Annotated in this window: 14 protein-coding genes, 2 rRNA genes and 1 pseudogene; 7 read left to right on the top strand and 10 right to left on the bottom strand. The window is 46.3% G+C overall.

Features of this window, described 5'->3' with window-relative positions; all coding sequences use genetic code 11:
* The first annotated feature begins 103 nt into the window (after positions 1-103).
* Both THEBA_RS07680 and rrf read left to right on the top strand, forming a co-directional pair.
* Positions 104-3,032, top strand: a 23S ribosomal RNA gene (locus THEBA_RS07680).
* 33 nt (positions 3,033-3,065) lie between these two features.
* Positions 3,066-3,182, top strand: a 5S ribosomal RNA gene (gene rrf / locus THEBA_RS07675).
* A 1,156-nt stretch (positions 3,183-4,338) separates the two neighbouring features.
* On the opposite strand, the gene THEBA_RS07670 is transcribed toward rrf, so the two are convergent.
* Positions 4,339-5,457 (bottom strand): YibE/F family protein, encoded by a 1,119-nt coding sequence (locus tag THEBA_RS07670; RefSeq protein ID WP_236609251.1) that lies wholly within the window; start codon positions 5,455-5,457, stop codon positions 4,339-4,341.
* Between the two features lie 485 nt (positions 5,458-5,942).
* On the opposite strand from THEBA_RS07670, the gene THEBA_RS14975 reads away from it, so the two are divergent.
* The 3 genes and pseudogenes from THEBA_RS14975 to THEBA_RS07650 form a co-directional block, all read left to right on the top strand.
* Entirely contained in the window at positions 5,943-6,140 is a 198-nt protein-coding gene (locus THEBA_RS14975; RefSeq protein ID WP_041928137.1) for an apurinic/apyrimidinic endonuclease family protein, read from the top strand.
* A 12-nt stretch (positions 6,141-6,152) separates the two neighbouring features.
* A complete protein-coding gene (locus THEBA_RS07660) occupies positions 6,153-6,491 on the top strand; it encodes an apurinic/apyrimidinic endonuclease family protein (RefSeq protein WP_041928135.1) in 339 nt (112 codons plus the stop codon).
* Positions 6,492-7,261: 770 nt separating this feature from the next.
* Positions 7,262-7,729, top strand: a pseudogene (locus THEBA_RS07650) (transposase); the annotation flags it as partial.
* A gap of 532 nt (positions 7,730-8,261) precedes the next feature.
* Here the strand turns inward: THEBA_RS07650 and infB are convergent.
* From infB to THEBA_RS07615, 7 genes are all read right to left on the bottom strand, one after another.
* Positions 8,262-10,346, bottom strand: coding sequence for a translation initiation factor IF-2 (infB, locus tag THEBA_RS07645; protein WP_014731116.1), 2,085 nt, complete (start codon positions 10,344-10,346; stop codon positions 8,262-8,264).
* A 3-nt stretch (positions 10,347-10,349) separates the two neighbouring features.
* Positions 10,350-10,676, bottom strand: a complete 327-nt coding sequence (locus THEBA_RS07640; RefSeq protein WP_006487088.1) for a L7Ae/L30e/S12e/Gadd45 family ribosomal protein — start codon at positions 10,674-10,676, stop codon at positions 10,350-10,352.
* A gap of 13 nt (positions 10,677-10,689) precedes the next feature.
* Positions 10,690-11,316 (bottom strand): MBL fold metallo-hydrolase, encoded by a 627-nt coding sequence (locus THEBA_RS07635; RefSeq protein WP_041928131.1) that lies wholly within the window; start codon positions 11,314-11,316, stop codon positions 10,690-10,692.
* 64 nt (positions 11,317-11,380) lie between these two features.
* A complete protein-coding gene (yfcE, locus tag THEBA_RS07630; RefSeq protein WP_014731114.1) occupies positions 11,381-11,899 on the bottom strand; it encodes a phosphodiesterase in 519 nt (172 codons plus the stop codon).
* A complete protein-coding gene (locus THEBA_RS07625) occupies positions 11,899-12,546 on the bottom strand; it encodes a thiamine diphosphokinase (protein ID WP_006487083.1) in 648 nt (215 codons plus the stop codon). The genes yfcE and THEBA_RS07625 overlap by 1 nt, the downstream gene beginning before the upstream one ends.
* A complete protein-coding gene (locus tag THEBA_RS07620; protein ID WP_006487080.1) occupies positions 12,543-13,733 on the bottom strand; it encodes an RNA polymerase factor sigma-54 in 1,191 nt (396 codons plus the stop codon). Before THEBA_RS07620 ends, THEBA_RS07625 begins: the two co-directional genes overlap by 4 nt.
* A gap of 13 nt (positions 13,734-13,746) precedes the next feature.
* Positions 13,747-15,234: a bifunctional ADP-dependent NAD(P)H-hydrate dehydratase/NAD(P)H-hydrate epimerase gene (locus THEBA_RS07615; protein WP_014731113.1), complete on the bottom strand. Its 1,488-nt coding sequence runs from the start codon at positions 15,232-15,234 to the stop codon at positions 13,747-13,749.
* Between the two features lie 77 nt (positions 15,235-15,311).
* On the opposite strand from THEBA_RS07615, the gene THEBA_RS07610 reads away from it, so the two are divergent.
* Entirely contained in the window at positions 15,312-16,028 is a 717-nt protein-coding gene (locus tag THEBA_RS07610) for a hypothetical protein (protein WP_006487076.1), read from the top strand.
* On the opposite strand, the gene THEBA_RS07605 is transcribed toward THEBA_RS07610, so the two are convergent.
* Complete coding sequence (locus tag THEBA_RS07605) at positions 16,019-16,270, bottom strand: hypothetical protein (protein WP_006487075.1); 252 nt, start codon at positions 16,268-16,270, stop codon at positions 16,019-16,021. The two genes, THEBA_RS07610 and THEBA_RS07605, sit on opposite strands and share 10 nt — an antisense overlap.
* Before the next feature lie 168 nt (positions 16,271-16,438).
* Between THEBA_RS07605 and THEBA_RS14040 the strand changes: the two genes are divergently transcribed.
* Positions 16,439-16,846 (top strand): methylglyoxal synthase, encoded by a 408-nt coding sequence (locus tag THEBA_RS14040; RefSeq protein WP_006487072.1) that lies wholly within the window; start codon positions 16,439-16,441, stop codon positions 16,844-16,846.
* Here the strand turns inward: THEBA_RS14040 and THEBA_RS07600 are convergent.
* Positions 16,763-18,001 carry a DNA polymerase Y family protein gene (locus tag THEBA_RS07600; protein ID WP_014731112.1) on the bottom strand — a complete coding sequence of 413 codons (1,239 nt, stop codon included), beginning with the start codon at positions 17,999-18,001 and terminating at the stop codon, positions 16,763-16,765. The genes THEBA_RS14040 and THEBA_RS07600 overlap by 84 nt on opposite strands.

Raw genomic sequence — 18,001 nt, 5'->3', positions numbered from 1 at the left:
AAGGAGTTTAACAGGATTGCTATCCATCTTTGAGTGATTTTTTCTGGTCATTGAAAAGTACATAGGGAGTAAAGAAGTAGAAGCGAGTCAAAGGAAGAAGGAAGGTAAAGGTATAAAGGGCTCACGGAGGATGCCTAGGTAGCGGGAGGCGAAGAAGGGCGTGGCCAGCTGCGAAAAGCCGCGTGTAGGTGCAAGCGACCATAGAAGCGCGGATGCCCGAATGGGGAAACCCACCAGGTAGAGATACTTGGTATCCTGAAAAGGAAGCGAACCTTGCGAACTGAAACATCTTAGTAGCGAGAGGAAAAGAAATCGAAGAGATTCCCTGAGTAGCGGCGAGCGAAACGGGAAGAGCCTAAACCTATATAGTGTAAGCGTACGGGCGTTGCTATATAGGGGTAGAGGGATATATACGGGTCTGACCGTACAGGGCCGGGAGAAGCCAAAGGCTAGTCGAACTATCTGGGAAGATAGACCGGAGAAGGTGAAAGTCCTGTAGGCGAAAGTTAGAGGCTATCCTTGTATATATCCCGAGTAGCGCGGGGCACGAGGAATCCCGCGTGAATCTAGGGGAGACCACTCTCTAAGGCTAAATACTACCTGCTGACCGATAGCGAAGAAGTACCGTGAGGGAAAGGTGAAAAGCACCCCGGGAGGGGAGTGAAAGAGTACCTGAAACCGTGAGTCTACGATAAGTGGGAGCACGAAAGTGCGACCGCGTGCCTTTTGATTAATGAGCCTGCGAGTTACCGTAACTGGCGAGGTTAATCCGAGATAGGAGAAGCCGAAGGGAAACCGAGTCTTAACAGGGCGGAAGTCAGTTGCGATAGACCCGAAACCGGGTGAGCTATCCATGGGCAGGTTGAAGGTGGGGTAACACCCACTGGAGGACCGAACCAGTTAGCAGTAAAAAGCTATTGGATGACCTGTGGATAGGAGTGAAAAGCTAACCGAACTCGGTGATATCTGGTACTCCTCGAAACGTGTTTAAGCACGGCCTTGCATGGTTAGTGGAGGGGGTAGAGCACTGATTGGGCTAGGGGGGCGACCTCCAACCCCAGTCAAACTCCGAATACCTCTACTCAAAGTGCAGGAGACAGACTGCGAGCGATAAGGTCCGTAGTCGAGAGGGAAACAGCCCAGACCACCAGCTAAGGGCCCAGAGAGATAGCTAAGTGTTAAAGGAAGTGGAGAGTCAAAGACAGCTAGGATGTTGGCTTAGAAGCAGCCATCATTAAAAGAGTGCGTAACAGCTCACTAGTCGAGACTCACCGCGCCGAAGATGTAAGGGGGCTAAAGCTATCCTCCGAAGCTGTGGAACAGGAAACTGTTGGTAGAGGAGCATTGTGTTGTAGGGAGAAGGCAGACCCGTGAGGGCTGTTGGACGAGACACAAGAGAGAATGCAGGCATGAGTAAACGAAAGGAGAGTGAGAATCTCTCCCCCCGAAAGCCTAAGGGTACCTGGGGAAGGTTCGTCCGCCCAGGGTTAGTCGAGACCCTAAGGGGAACCCGAAAGGGGTAACCGATGGGAAACCGGTTAATATTCCGGTACTGGCGTAGCATGAGTTTTGGGGTGTGACACAGGAGGATAGGCGTTGCGTACTAGTTGCATAGTGCGTCCAAGTTTCGAGTCCGGAGATCGCGGCAGGGAAATCCACCGCGGGAGGGTGAGGGACGAATGGGAGTTCCTTCGGGAGCAACAACGTTGAGTTCACACTGTCTAGAAAAGCATCGCAAAGCGTTTGAGTGCTAAGCCAATCGTTCTGAAAACCGACACAGGTAGGCAAGCTGAGAAGGCTAAGGGGAGCGGGATAACTCCTGTTAAGGAACTAGGCAAATTAGCCCCGTAACTTAGGGAGAAGGGGTACTCTGGTTGGTTAAGAGCTGACTGGAGTCGCAGTGACAAGGCAGCGGCGACTGTTTACCAAAAACACAGGGCTCTGCGAATTCGAGAAGAAGACGTATAGGGTCTGACGCCTGCCCAGTGCTGGAAGGTTAAGGGGAAAGGTTAGCGTAAGCGAAGCTTTGAACCGAAGCCCCAGTAAACGGCGGCCGTAACTATAACGGTCCTAAGGTAGCGAAATTCCTTGTCGGGTAAGTTCCGACCTGCACGAATGGCGTAACGATCGCTGCACTGTCTCAACAGGAGACCCGGTGAAATTTCAGTCTGGGTGAAGATGCCCAGGACTCGCAACTAGACGGAAAGACCCCATGGAGCTTTACTGTAGCTTGGTATTGTGCTTTGTTGTATGGTGTACAGGATAGGTAGGAGGCGTAGAACCCGGTTCGCCAGGATCGGGGGAGCCAACGGTGGGATACTACCCTCTATACAACGGAGTACTAACTTGAGAGTGTGGAGAGCACAACAAGGACATTGCTAAGTGGGCAGTTTGACTGGGGCGGTCGCCTCCAAAAGAGTAACGGAGGCGCGCTAAGGTTGGCTCAGGTTGGTTGGAAATCAACCATAGAGTGTAAGGGCAAAAGCCAGCTTGACTGTGAGACTGACAGGTCGAACAGGAGGGAAACCTGGCCCTAGTGACCCTGCGGCCCTGAGTGGAAAGGCCGTTGATCAACGGATAAAAGCTACCCTGGGGATAACAGGCTTATACTGCCCGAGAGTTCATATCGACGGCAGTGTTTGGCACCTCGATGTCGGCTCATCGCATCCTGGGGCTGGAGCAGGTCCCAAGGGTTAGGCTGTTCGCCTATTAAAGCGGTACGTGAGCTGGGTTCAGAACGTCGTGAGACAGTTCGGTCCCTATCTGTTGCGAGCGTAGGAGACTTGAGAAGGGTAGCCCCTAGTACGAGAGGACCGGGGTTAGTGAACCTCTAGTGAATCAGTTGTCGTGCAAGCGGCAGTAGCTGAGTAGCTACGTTCATGAGTGATAACCGCTGACAGCATCTAAGCGGGAAGCACGCTTCAAGACTAGGTCTCTCAGGATCGTTCGAGAAGAGGACGTAGATAGGCTGGAGATGTAAGCACTGTGAAGTGTTCAGTCGACCAGTACTAATAATCCGATTCCTTTACCTTAATTCCCTATGTACTCTTGAGTGAGCAGATATTCTGGGTGAAGATACCGGGGCGGGAAACACCCGGCTCCATACCGAACCCGGCAGTTAAGCCGTCTCGGGCCGATGGTAGTATGTGGGCAACTGCATGCGAGAGTAGGTATCGCCCAGATGTTATACAAGAGGAGAGTCTTTTTGACTCTCCTTTTTGTTTGAAACCGTGGTCAGAGGACAGAGGTGTGAAGATCAAGATCGTTCCGAGAACCTCACATACCGTCATCCTCAAGAAACACGTACTTGGTCCATCGTCCAGGAGCATGGTCCCATCCTTTGAAAGAGCCGCTGTGCGCTTAAGAACAAATACCCGCTGGCCGGTGAACGCCCCGCGTCCACGTTCATTGTCAAGAGTTCCATCATGCTCAGAAAGCCGGTCCTTCGATTGGATCGAAAAGCAGATCCCTAAACAAGTTCGAGATTACATTGTTGTGACTGCGAATACATCACATCGTGTCTGAACTTGTTTCAGTATCCCGGCGGGCTTTCTGAAAACGTGAAATCACGTGATGCTCGTTTCAGCATCACGGTTTTGAGAGCCGCTGGGCACTTGCTGAGAGTTGCTAAGCACCGTGAAGAGCCGTCCTTGGTTTTTCATGAAGAGCAGTTGCAAACTGCGGTGTGCCAAAAGTAAAAACACTACATTCAGTTCTTTGCTGTGTCATCCTTCCACTTATATATTCATTCGTTGTAATTGTCTCCAAAGATCCCGAAACAAGTTCGGGATGACATGAGAGGCGACTGAGAAGTCATGACGGGAATGATAACGCTGGTTATTTCGAAAACGTCACATCGCATATCTGAACTTGATTCAGAATCTCGATGCTCTTTTTTTGAGTATTAGTAACGAACTTACTTCATCGCCCTTTAGAAAAAGGTCTTCTTTCTTCTTCTTACAATTTGCAACCATTCTTATCTGAAAACGGGCAACCATTCAACGGCGGACCAGCTCTTGGTCGCAAAGAGCCTCATCTATTTGAACACTGGACAATGGGGATATTCTATTCGGCTGGATAATGGGAGCCGGATGAATCGAGAGATTCAAGTCCGGTTCTGAGAGAGTCTGAGGGTGATATCTCGCTGGGCCACTCACCAGATAAAGACCGTTCTGAGAGCGTCACATTCCTCCATTCTTGGAAAACCCATCCTTAATTGTCTAATCAGGAGCCTCTCTAGAGATAATGAAAATGGTTGACAGTACAAGTTGAAGGGTTACCATTACAAGCCTGAGAAGACAGTAGTGTTTGTGTGCAAGAAATCGATGCGTACGAAAATCATTGCTTTCCGGCCGTTGAACCGCTTCTAACTCCATACTTATTAAGAAGAAAGGCCGAAAGAAGAACAGTGGCAGGTATTGAGAGTATTATTCCTATGCTCCCGGAAACGGCTCTAATAATCTCCGTTGCAATTACATCCATGTTGATTATCCTTATAACTGTCGTCTCATACGCAAGAAAGACGAGCATGAGGAAAATTGAACTTCCCGTATAGGCGAGAATAAGGGTGTTAGTCATGGTTCCCATTATGTCCCTGCCAATATTGAAGCCAGATTTCACGAGTTTGCCCGTTGTCATTTCTGGGTTAATGGATTTCATCTCGTACATTGCCGAAGAGATAGACATGGCAACATCCATAACAGCACCGAGCGTTCCAATGATTATCCCTGCGAAGAGCAGGCCCATAAAATCGAATTCAATATTCTGGGGTATGTAGACAAGCATTGTTGCTTCATCGCTGCTTAAGCCGGTAAGATTCGCCAGCGAACCGGTTACATATGCTATTAAGCTTGCAGAAAGCACACCACATAACGTACCAAAGATTGCTGATAGGGACTTTGTGTTCACTCCGGCAACGATTGCAAAGGTAAGAATAGTGATTACTGCCGCCGACAGCGAAGAAGCACCAATGGGGTTGAACCCCTTAAGAATCAAAGGCAGCATCACTTTGATTACTATCAAGCCCGTGAGAGTAAGAGTAATGAAGGACTTGAGTCCAGAGATCCTCCCGATAAGAAGAAGCAGACAAATGAAAACCAGAACGATCACGAAGACGTATCTTTGCCTAACAAAGTCGATAATGTGAAAGGTCACCTCATCCCTCTCATCCATATACAGCACCACAGTATCGCCCTTTTCAACTCGGATATCCATCGCCGGATTATCTGTGAAGTGATTCTCGATCACAACTTCTTCTCCTGCATAGGTCCCAGTCAGCACCTTAACTCTGAGAGTTTGTAGTCCCTTTGCCGAGTAGCCACCAGTTTCATCGAAACTGATCATTTCGATCACTCTTCCTTTTATGGTACTTTGATCGTTTGCCGAAGCATCGATGAACGTGAAAACCACATACCCAAACACAACCGCTCCAATGACGTAAAGAAAAACGTTTTTCATGCTCAACTTGAATCCTCCTGAATTCCCATGGTGACGTTAGAAATTATATCATCATCTCGAAGCCAAGGAAGTAGTATTGCTCTTTTAATTAGCTTCAGATGCGTCTCATATGCATCGAATTGTTTGAGGCCATAGATCATCTAACGTGAGAAACGAAATCCATCAGCACCGTTCTAAAAAAGACGCTTACTGGATCTTCCAAAAGAGTGATCTTAATCAGAGATCTTGATGCATAACGAAATCGCTCTCTTGGGAGCTTCTCTTCTCGCTAACTCAAACGGTATTTCTAGGACGAAGCAATAACTTCATTAGTTTCTGACAGTCAGTTCTCAATGCAGCATTTGCAGTGTCTGGCGAGTTGAGTTTCTCTTCATTTCTAACATTCTCTTTGATTTCCCGGTTAAGAAGGTTCCGAAGATTTTCGCAAATGTGAAGGTAACAGGTGTCGAGATCTGCGCTGACATCTCTGGAAAGGAAAGAGAGATTTGCAAGCTACAAGAGAAACGCTGGACGACCTTGTTCTTAAGCGGACCGTTAATTCTCCAAGCAGGGATGTAAATATTACCTCTTCAAATCCTGGAATACGAAGGGAATCCATCCAACAGAGCATAGAAGCTCTTGAGATTGCAGCGCAACTTGAAGCTACTGTTGTAACTGTTCATCCCGGATGGATGTTCACTTAGAAGGATAGGTTCGTGCGTTGTTTCGAAACGAATCTGGAGAGTTTTCACAGGATCGCCAGAAAGGGTAGAGATCTAGATCTGAAAATTGCAGCTGAAGTAATGAAAAAGAAACCAATGGATATCATTGCTGAGCATGAACACCTCGACTCGCTTCTCGAGTACATTGACCTCGACTGTATCGAAACTACTTTCGACATAGCACATGCGACAAGCTGTTTCAAGAATCTCGTGGATGGAGAAGCCTTAAATGGGATGATCATCAACTGCATGCGAAGACTTAGAAAGATGCACAATGTCCACCTAAGCAGTGCTACATCGGCAAAGGTAGATACTCCATTGCTAAGGGGTTAATACGATTTCTTCTCGGTTCTTAAAATCTTGCGAAAATCACGAAGGCATTATCAGAATCGAAGAGTTTGCTCCTGGACAAGGAATGCAGATTCTTCGTAAAGATGAGGTAGTCACTTCTAAGTGGAAGGAGATGCTAAGTGATGTCGAACAAAAAACTACCGACTCCTAAAGAAGCGAATCATCGGCAGTAGGAAGCTTATGAGATTAGCGATTACGGATTCAGCCCCCTGATCGCCTGCTGAAGTGGAAGCAAAATAGTCAGAATCTCCGAACACAGCATCATTCTCTTCTGCTGCAAAGGCGAGGGGAAAATCCAGCTAATGGAAAGCTTTGTAGACGAAGAATTCAGTATTTTTCAGTTACGCATTTCGGAAGTCTTAGATTCGTGCCTCCAGTCAAGTATCACGAGAGACTTTCTAGAATCAATCCCATTGAGTCAGTGAGACACTCCATTGCACTGGACAAGATTCTTATCCCTGAAGGCTTCAAGCACCTCCTGACAACTGATGCAAGAAAGGAGTTTCGTGTTCCTTCTTCTTCAACGGAAGAAGGTCCAGACTTTTCTAAGGCCAGGTTGCAGAGATAATACCCGCTGGCAAGATTTTGCCGGTCGTCCCGAGATGAAAAACACTCAAGTAGACAGTTCTGTTGCAAGAGCAATGGACAGGCGCAATTTAGTTCTTGTGAATTGTCCCGCGGGAGATGTCATTCGTCTCTTCCCGATATGTAACTGAAGGTTATGGCTGCACAGGAATCGACAAAGCTCCTTCTCTGAGGTTCAGAAGTGCATAGTTCACCAGATAAGGAACACCATGAGATATGTTACCTGGAGGGATCGTAAACCTCTTGCACGCGATCTAAAGACGGTTTATCAGGCGCCTACAAGAGAGGCAGGATGGAATGCATTACTTGCACTAGAAGAGAAATGGGGGAACAAATACCTCTTGTCAATAAAAAGCTGGAAGGATAACTGGGAAACTTTATCAACCTTCTTTCAATATCCAGAGGAACTGAGAAGATTGGTTTATACAACTAATCCCATTGAATCAGTCAATAGACAACTCAGAAAGGTGACGAAGAACAAAGGAGTCTTTCCAACAGATACTTCTCTCTTAAAGATGGCTTATCTAGCAATAATAAATATAACAAAGAAATGGACAGTAAGAACTCTTGATTGGTCCAGGATCCTTACTCAACTTGTGATAAAGTATGAAAGATTAGCTAAGTATATAAGCTGATTCTTAAACCCATAACAAAAAAGGGGTTTACACAAAAAAAGAGACAGAATCGCGATATGACAAAATACCATCATCCCCTGTCGAAATTTCCGATACTTGATCCATGAGCCGTGTGCGCGACCCGTACGCATGGTTCTGTGAGAGGACGAGGGGCTCCGCCACTCTCCAGCTCGATGGTACTTCTTTCCCATCTGTGGTCATACGCTGTTCTCGGCGAACGGGGAACCTCTCAACGGTCAACCAGTCTCTCTTGCTCTTACGAACCCCCAACCACGGTCTTACAACTCCAGATCCTGGAATAAATCAGATGACATAGTGAATGAGTTATGGGAAGTTGCAGATGTTCGACGTCCCCGGTAGAACTGGGAATCATGAATGGTGCAGCGCTTCTGTTCGCCAAACTCAGACTCGGGTCCCCAGACCCGCTCTGGAGATAAGAGTTTTCTCTTCCGAATCCAACGTCACTTTGTCCAGGCCTCTCATCTGCAAAAAAAAAGGCCCCATAAAGGGACCTCTTTCATTTAACGGGGACTTATTCGGTGAAATCTATTGTTCTCTTTACGCTCTTTTTGCTGTGAAACTCTAACTGATCTTCTTCCTGGAAATCATCGAAGCCTACCGCCTTGATTCCGCACTCTTTTGGGGCGTCGACTCGGCTTACATCATCTTTGTAGTGTTTTAAGACTTCTATTGCAAGGTCTGCCACTTCCTCGTTTCTTCTGTAAACTCTCATCTTGCCCTTTTTCAATACATATCCGTCGTTGATCTGTACACCGGCAATGGTCCCAACCTTACTAATTTTGAAAAGCTGCTTTATGTGGCCATGACCGATTACTTCATCGACCTCTTCCGGCTCTAAAAGCCCCTCAAGAGCTTTCTTCAAATCGTCTATCAGATTGAAGATTATCTCGTAGACCTTTATCTGAACTCCTTCAACTTCGGCCTGCTTTCTCGCCATTGCATCGGGTTTTACCTTAAACCCCATTATAACTGCGTCGGATGCAGATGCAAGCATCACGTCACTCGAATTCACTGAACCTATACCGGAATGAACTACTTCAATCTTCACGTCACTGTTCTCAAGCTTAGCCATTGCCTGTTTCAGGGCTTCGACAGTACCAAAAGAATCTGCCTTCAATATAAGCTTAAGTTCCTTTTTCTCATCGGTGGTTCCGGTCATTGACAGGAACTCTTCGAGTCTGACGTGGCGTTTGGTGGTGACAGATTTCTCTTTCTGGGCTTGACTTTTCGCAAAGTCCGCCAGAGACCTGGAGGTATCGAGATCATCAACTGCGTATACTATGCTATGTACATCTGGCACCTCATCAAAACCAATGATCTGTACCGGGTCGGATGGATTAGCCTCCTTAACACGCTTTCCATATTCGTTTATCAGCGCTTTTACTCTGCCCGAAGCCGAGCCCGCAACAACATAGCTTCCCGGTTTCAGCACCCCATCTTTGATCACCAGAGTAGCTAGCGGGCCCACTGCCTTGTCCAGCCTGGAATCTATTATAATACCTCTTGCATTTCCTTCCGGGATGCATTTGATATCGGCTACTTCGGCAACCAGGAGTATCATTTCGAGGACATCTTCCACGCCCTTTCCAGTCTTGGCAGATACGGGAACCATTACTGTGTCTCCTCCCCAGTCTTCTGGAACAAGTCCAAGCTTTGAAGCAAGCTGCTGTTTTGTGAGGTCAACATTGGCGTTCGGTTTATCGATCTTGTTTATTGCGACTATTATGGGAACGTTCGCTGTCTTGGCGTGGTTATATGCCTCTATGGTCTGTGGCATAACTCCATCGTCCGCCGCGACAACAAGAACCACGATATCCGTCGCCTGAGCGCCTCTGGCTCTCATTTCGGTAAAGGCTTCGTGCCCTGGCGTGTCAATGAATGTTATCTTCTTATTTCTTACTTCGACCTGGTAGGCACCGATCGTCTGTGTAATTCCACCGATCTCGTCTTCAGCAACTTTTGCCTTCCTTATTCTGTCGAGAAGGGTGGTCTTACCATGGTCGACGTGCCCCATTACGGTCACAACCGGTGGCCTCTGAACAAGTCTGGAACTCTCCTTATAAGCATCAGAGTACGCACTTACAATAGCATCAAAAGGATTGATCTCCTGTTCATGGATCAGTTCCACTTCCCATTCGTAGTTCTTAGCAATGTTCATCGCGTCTTCAACAGAAAGTATCTGACCGGGACGAAGTATTATGCCGTTCATAAACTGATCCTTGATCACCTTAGAAACCGGAACGTTCATCTTCTTCGCGAGTACATCAAGCTTGAACTCATTACTCTTTAGCTTGATTGTCCTTGCTTTATGTTCAACCGGTATTTTCTTCTCGGTTGGCGGCTCCTCAATGGAGACCAGTTTCTTCTCAAGCTTTTTTGCCTCTTTTTCCTGAATCTTGCTCTTCGCCTTTTCGGCCTTTCTCAGAGTCTCTTTCTTTTCTTCCTCATAGAGACCGACGATAATATTCACGGTCTCTTCGTCAAGAACTGACATGTGGTTCTTGACGGTAACACCGAGCTCCTCAAGTTCATCCAGCAGCTCTCTTGCCGTTATATTAAGTCTCTTAGCAAGCTCGTACACTCTGGCTTTTGGCATAGCTCAGTCACCTCCCGCCTGTGTGATTATCTTTGAGATTTCGTCTGCAAGGCCGTCATCGGCAATTGCTACTGCAGATATGTTGTCCTTGCCGATGGCCCTTCCCAGAGCGACGCGGTCGTGTTCTTTGAGGAGGATACAGCTTGCCCCATGGCTCTTGCACCTCTTTACCCAGTCTTCCTTTATCGAATCGCTGGTATCGCTAGCCAGAATCAAAGATTTCCTCTTGAATGGCTGCCTCAAGTAACTTCTTAGTTGTTCTTTACCAAACACAACCTTGTTTGCCCTTCTACCTATTCCTAGGAGAGATAAAACTCTCTTTTCATCCATTTTATGCCCTCGATCAACGATATTTGAGGACTACTACTCTGGTTCCCACATTCGCCTTTTCTTTCAGTTCCAGCTTTTCACACTGTTCAAAGGGCTCTCCGGCAAGAAAGTCTTCAACTCCCGCAAGCTGGAAAGTGAGATCCTTTGTCTTGAAGTGCATCGGCACGACGTAAGAGGGAGCTAGATCTCTAGTAAGCTCTCGAGCTAACCCTGCATCAATCGTATACACTCCACCGACAGGAACAAGGAGAATATCAGGACTCTTCAATGTCTCTGTTAAGTCTGGGCCCAGTCGGTGGCCAAGATCGCCACAGTGAACAACTCTGAAGCCGTCGGGAGTTGTCACCTCGAAGATGATATTCTTACCGCGTTTCTTTCCTTCAACATCATCATGAAATGTGGGATGGCCTTTGATAATGAAACCGTGAACTTTCTCGCTCACCGGCTGATTCACAAGTATGTACCCTGACTCAAATCGGTTGTGTGCATTGTGGTCGTGGTGCTGATGAGATTCCAGAATAATGTCCGGCTTAACCTCGGGCAACTTATAACCGACACCTTCATCGAAGGGATCGATCAAAAGAGTCTTTCCATCGCACTCAAGCGAAAAACACGAATGTCCATGCCATCTCAAAACCATATTCATCACCCAGATATTTATTATATCATGGGTTCAGTCACATGTTTATCGAAAGCAAGCGCCGCTAGAGAGCCAAAGTCTTGAGCTCGAAGCCATTGCCGTTCCTGAGAGATATGATCCCCTTTTTGAAGTCGATTGTCCCGTAAGAGCCACCGGTCTGGTCTTTAGGCAGAGAAAGGCTGCCCGGATTCATGAAGATGATCCCATTATCTTTTCTGAGGAGGGAAATGTGGGTATGACCGGAAATTACTATTCCACGTTCGAAAGGCACCTCGTGTTTCATGTGGCCATGCGAAATGAAGATTCCTAAATCGTTTATCAGCAACGTTAGTGCGCTCGCCGCATTTTCCAATCCGACAAGTTCGAGGTCTATCTCGCTGTCGCAGTTACCTCTGACGCCTACAATTCTGCCGCTGAACTTTGCTAGAAGAGTTGCAAGCCCTTTTGGATCGTATCCTTCAGGCAAAGGATTCCTTGGACCGTGATATAGGAAATCACCACTATGCATGATTAAAGTATTTTGATCTACTTCTTGAAGTATTCTCGTCAAAGGCGATAAAGCACCGTGAGTATCGGACAGCACTAGTACCTTTTCAACCATCTGAAATATAAGGCAGTGCCTCCTTTGCAGGAAATCTGTATTTCTTCATCAACGGTTTCATTTGAAACGCCAAGCGGCTTTCCATAATCTAGAGATGCGTCGGTTAGTGGAAATTTGAAACCTTCAAGAGAGACTATTGTCTGCTGGCCGCCATATGGAAAGAGAGACCAGATCTCACCTCGATTTACAAAGAGGGTCATTTCTCTAGAGACCATACCGATTTCGACGTTCTCTTCGATAATGGTGGCTTTGAGAGTGTGTCTGAGGCCATATATAGACGCTAAGGTCCCCATGAAATGATCTAGCCGGAGACCCGTTGCACCAAAGATTTCTACATTAGAGAAACCACGCTCCTCAAGGGCTTGAAGCGCGATTTGGGTGTCTGTGTCATCCTTCTCGGGGGGATATATTAACACAAGCGATCCTCTTCCTCTGCACCATTGGAGGGTCTCCTGGCTTACGGAATCCATATCGCCTACAAGGAGATCGGGATGTCTCCCCAGGCTTTTAAGCATTTCTGCCCCTGAATCGGCGGCCGAAACAAATGATGTCTCATTGAGTTTCCTGAAGTAGAACTCCATCGTAGATATGTATTGTCCACCGACAAACAACAGGGCCTTCGTCTTCATTTCGACTTCCTTAGTCCTAACTGATTTCTATATTTATTGACAGTTCTTCTGGCTATGTTGATATCTCTGTTGTTAAGTTCGGTAACAAGCTCTGCATCTGAAATTTCTGGGTTGCCTCTGACAATTTCGGCAATCACCTCGAGAGCCTGTTCCTTCTCCTGCAAATTTCCAAAGAAGTACCTGATCGGAAAAGTCCCTACAGGAGTCTGAACGAACTTATCCTTCACAGCTCTGCTTACCGTTGAAACTACAACTCCTATCTTGTCGGCAACTGAATTCATCTTCAACGGCCTTATCTTTTCGCTGGTCTTAAGTAGAAATGGCGCGTTCCTTATCACTATTTCGTTGCCAATTGTTATCAGCGTTGCCTTTCTCCTTTCGAGAGCGCTTATGTAGAACTTTGCTTCCTCGAGTTTCTCTTCAAGATATTTCTTTGCTTTTTTTTCGCCGTGTTCCATGATCTCCTCATACGACTCGTCAACACTGAGTACAAGTGAATAGTCCCTTACCGTAACAATGAACTTCTCATCGATAAACTCTATATAGAGATCAGGTTCAACGTATCTTACAAAAGCGCCGTCACTGTATCCCGAAGAAGGGAAGAGTCCCGGTCCCAATAGGGCCTCTATCTCTTCCCTTGAAGATGCAAAGATGCCGTCGAATCCCCCGTCCCTCATAGTCGAGATGACACTGGAAAGCCCATCGACGGAACAGTGATTCTCGCGAGCAATCTTTTCCAGATCCTCAGTAAGCATTCCTAGATCGTCCATGTAATCAAGGAGTATTTCAAAAAGGGAGAAAAGATCGTCGTCAAGAATATAGAAAGCGAAATCTCTGAGTATTTCTCTGAACGTTGGTTGCTGTGCTTCAATCCTGTCGAAGTCCCATCCATCCCTGTCAGTACTTTCAGGTTTCATGTAGATCGAGTTGTTTTCGGGAAGTGAGTAGAGATCTCCATCTTCTGTGTTTTCCTCGTCTTCTGGAGAGCTTTCCAGATCACTTTTTCCTTCTATTAGCTCATAATCCTCTCTCTTCATTTCAAGAAGCGGGTTGGCTTGAACTATCTCTTCTAACTCGGCCGTAATTTCCATTGAATTCAGTTGAAGGAGCTTCAGAGCCTGCTGAGCTTTGAGAGAAAGTCCGAGTTTTTGTTCGAGACGTTGAGAGACATTATGATTGAGTTCCATTAATTCTTCCCCTTCACTTCTGTTCCAGTTCCTTAAAAACTAGTGAGTAAGACTCGGCTATTTGAGAAGCCGAGTTGCAGGGCTCTGAAACAATCGATAGTTCTGCGGCTCTGCCCATGAAATACATAGCAAGTATCGCCGATTTGGTCAGTTCGCCCGTCTGTGAAGCGAAACCGGCAATAGTTCCTGAAAGAAGGTCCCCGCTCCCTGCCTTTGCGAGACCGGTATTCCCCGTCGTGTTTATGGTTATCTTTCCTTTGTCATCACACAGTACAGACGAAGCCCCCTTTAGAATGGCAGTTGTTCTGTTACCAACGCAAAACTGAATGAAGGATTTGAGATCAGTCTTACCTTCGTTCATCCGCGCAAACTCACCAATGTGCGGCGTTATTATGATTCTTTCAGATCGGGCGAGGACCGAGAGATCATTTGAGAGAGCGTAAAGTCCATCTGCGTCTACGACGAAATTCTTATCCGGGAAACTCTGGAGCAATTTAAGAATGAACTCAATACTTTCTTTTTCTCTTCCAGCACCCGGACCAACAACAATCGAGTCGATTTTTTCCATGATTTTTGGAAGTACCTCGATATCTCCTGGGATGAGGAAGTCCCCCCGACTTTCATAAGCGATGGCCTCGGGAAGGTTGTTTCTTATAACGGTTGCAGATCCCTTAGGGGTGTATGTGTAGACCATTCCACAACCAGATCGGAACGCCCCTAGAGCGGAGAGATACGGAGCACCTGTATAAATGTTGCTTCCCCCTACAACAAGCACGGAACCGAACGTGCCTTTGTAACTGTTAGGAGCTCTTTCCGGAATGAGTTTCGAAACCATCTCATCATCGATGACTTCTGGCTCAGCAAGAGAATCCATCACATTCTTTGGAAAGCCTGCACTTCCTACCACTATATCGCCGCAGAACTCGCGCCCCGGATAGAGAAAATGGCCTGTCTTGGCCAATCCAAAGGTAACCGTTTTGTGAGCCCTAAAGCAGGATTTTGAAATGCTGCCATCGAATCCAGACACTCCGGAGGGAATGTCCACGGCCAGCCTGATTACGTCCAGTCGATTAACAAAATCAAATATCTGTGCGACTCCTGATTCGAGCTCTCCGTGAAACCCAGTCCCAAAGACTGCGTCGATTACTATGTCAGCTTTTGAAAGGAGTTCCTCCACGTCGGTCTTCTCTCCGATTATTGTGATCTGGCCGCCAAGCGAACTGTATAAAGTTGAGTTCGCTTTGCAGTCGACCGTCGAGGGAACATAGCACTGAACAACTTTTACATGAACTCCAGCACATAGAAGGAGCCTTGCAACTGTGTATCCGTCTCCTCCGTTATTACCTCCACCACACAGGACGACTGCATTACTCAAGTTGAAGCTTCTAATCTCTTCGAAGACGCTGCGGGCCGCTTCTTCCATTAGAAGTAAGGAGGGTACTCCATGCTCTATTATAGTTTTGTCTATTTTCCTCATCTGGTCTGGAAACGCTACTCTCAAATCATCACCCCTCAATCAGATCTTATCACTTTTCTCTTTCTCCTGACATGTTATAATCTCGCGAAGAGGTGGACAAGATGAAACATTGCTTGGTACTCGTCATCGTTTTTTCTTTGCTTGTTGGAGCATCGTTGCTCGCTTCTGAAAGCGTATATGATGATCTGACCCTGTTTATCCAGCAAGTCGTTGAAGCGGGCGATATAGACACATTGGTTGGGATTCATTTTCATTTAGCCGATACAGAGAGTGCCGATTCAGGATACAGAGACCTAAATTTGAAGGCAAGAATTATCATGGTCGGTGGTGAGGATTTTTACATAGAGTTTCTCGAGCCGGACGAACTGAGTAAGATAGCTCTGGTTTATCTTATCAGGGAGGAAGTGGTCTTCAGCGTTGTGGATGGCGACCCCTGGAAGCAGTACAAATCTACTTACCAGACCGATTTTATTGCGAAGTTAATTGAGGATTTCTTCAGCGGTCTCCTTGATTCGAGAAACTTCACCTGGACAGTAAGTACCGAAGAGGAGAGAAGGATTTATATGATCGATCCTTCCGAGCAAAGGCTGAAAGTTCTCGGCCTTCTCGGTGGTGGGGGTTATCTTCCAAATCTTATGCATATCCACGTCTCTTTGCTGAGAAAAGAAGGCTGCTTTCCGAAAATAGAGTACGTGAAAATAACCGACAGGGTAGGCGACGAGTATCTTCTCATCGAAATAGAAGAGTTCAAGACTGTAGTCGATAGATCGATCTTCACTGAACTCAGAAGTAAATACTACGAAACCTTTCAGAAGTAATCGCTCCTTAGATGTATCAGTATTCTTGGAATGTCTATGTCTAGGTCTCTGTCGTGAGGTCTGGTTGTTACAGTGAAATCTCTGAGCCTTATATATACGCTCTTTCTTACCCTTACCTCACCTCTGATCAACAGATAGCAACCTTTATATATCTCGGCAAAGACTCTTTTTGAATTCCTTTCGTCAAAACGGATATCGAAGATCTCCTCTGTCTCCCTTGCACTTCTGTAACCGAAAATCATTACTCTAAAAAATCCTCCCCGGACAGTTGATTCCGGGTCTGTTATTGCCTCTCCGTATAGTGTTATCTCGTTAAATGAAAGGGACAGATCGACTCACCTCAGCTAACCGCTTGAAATTTCGATGGCCCGAATGTGTTATCATCTTCTTGTCAGATGACGGAGGTAGCCATGAGCGAAAAACCACGAATTGCTTTAATAGCTCACGATAAGAAAAAGATAGATCTGATAATGTTCGTAAGGGAGCACGTAGATGTCTTCAAAAAGTGCGCCCTTTTTGCAACCAGCACGACCGGTAACATCCTAAGGGAAAAAGTGAAACTAGAGCTCACTTCCTTCAAATCAGGCCCCTTGGGGGGAGATCTTCAAATAGGCTCCCTGGTCGCCAGCGATGAAATCGATTTCGTCATCTTTTTGAGAGACCCGCTAACGGCTCAACCTCATGAACCGGATGTAAGCGCGCTTCTAAGAGTGTGCGATGTTCACAATAAGCCGTTAGCAACTAACCTCGCGACGGCAGAAGCCCTGGTAATGGAGATCAGAAGGTTTCTCAAGCTTTCTGATGTCGGGAAGGAATAGTATATTTCCCGGGAATATAGCGTATTCCCCAAACTTCTTCTCTATTTCCAGCACAGTTTCCAGAAGTTCTTTTTCTTTTTCAAAGAGAGAGAGCTGTCTTTGATTCTTCTTTTCGCTTAGGGCCCAGCACGATATCCCTATTGCCCTCACAGATGTACCGTTCCAGATTGATCTGATAAGCCAGGGGGTGATCTCCGTAATATCCTTTATCGATGAAATTGTGAAACTCAACTTCTTTGAAAGAGCCTTGGAGCTTCTATCTGCATATCTCAAGAAGAGACTGATACCGGAACCTTCCATCTTGTATCTTCCCATTCTGTAGATTACCCTTGCCGCCAGGAAATTAGTTACTCTAACTATGAGATCGAAATCGCTTATGTCTCCCGAAAGTGTCATTGAATGACCCACAGATTTTGGTCTTTCTTCTTTGAAAAACTCCTTTCTGGAAAACCTGTTGTTTTTAAGGCTCTGGAGAAAACCCATGAAGGCGTTCCCAAACATTGTGTAAAGATCCATCGGAGAGTCATCCAACCCTTTTAAAAGCTCCCCTGTCGTTCTGTACCCCATAGATTCCAACTTTATTAGTGTGTGTCTTCCGATTCCCGGAACGTCTTTCACGGGTATCTCGTTCAAAAACTCTCTTTCCATACCATCTTTGACAACTACAAACCCATTTGGCTTTGAATAATCACTTGCGATTTTAGATATTATCGGGTTTACCGATATTCCAACGGAGGCCGTTATTCCAAATCTCTCTTTCAAATCTCTTTTAAAGGAAATAAATCTATTTATGGATTCCTCCAGCCTGGTGTGAAAGCTCAGGTCTAGATAAGCCTCGTCCACACTTGCAACCATTACCCTGGGCGATACCGACGTCAACATCTTCATGATCTCTTTCGAGACATAGCCGTATTTCTTTGACTGTACTCCAACAGCTATCAGATCGGGACAGAGCTTAACAGCCTCGAAGAAGGCCATTCCAGATTTGACCCCGAATCTTTTAGCCTCGTAACTCGCCGAAGTCACTACCGAATGCCTCTTTCCGATTCCCGTTACGGCTATCGGTTTGCCCTTTAAAGTTGGATTTGCCGCCTGCTCTATACTTGCGAAAAACGCATCCATATCTATATGGGATACATAGGGAATTCCTTTCAA

Source organism: Mesotoga prima MesG1.Ag.4.2, assembly GCF_000147715.2.
Lineage (GTDB): Bacteria > Thermotogota > Thermotogae > Petrotogales > Kosmotogaceae > Mesotoga > Mesotoga prima.
This window is presented reverse-complemented; position numbering and strand designations above follow the sequence as displayed.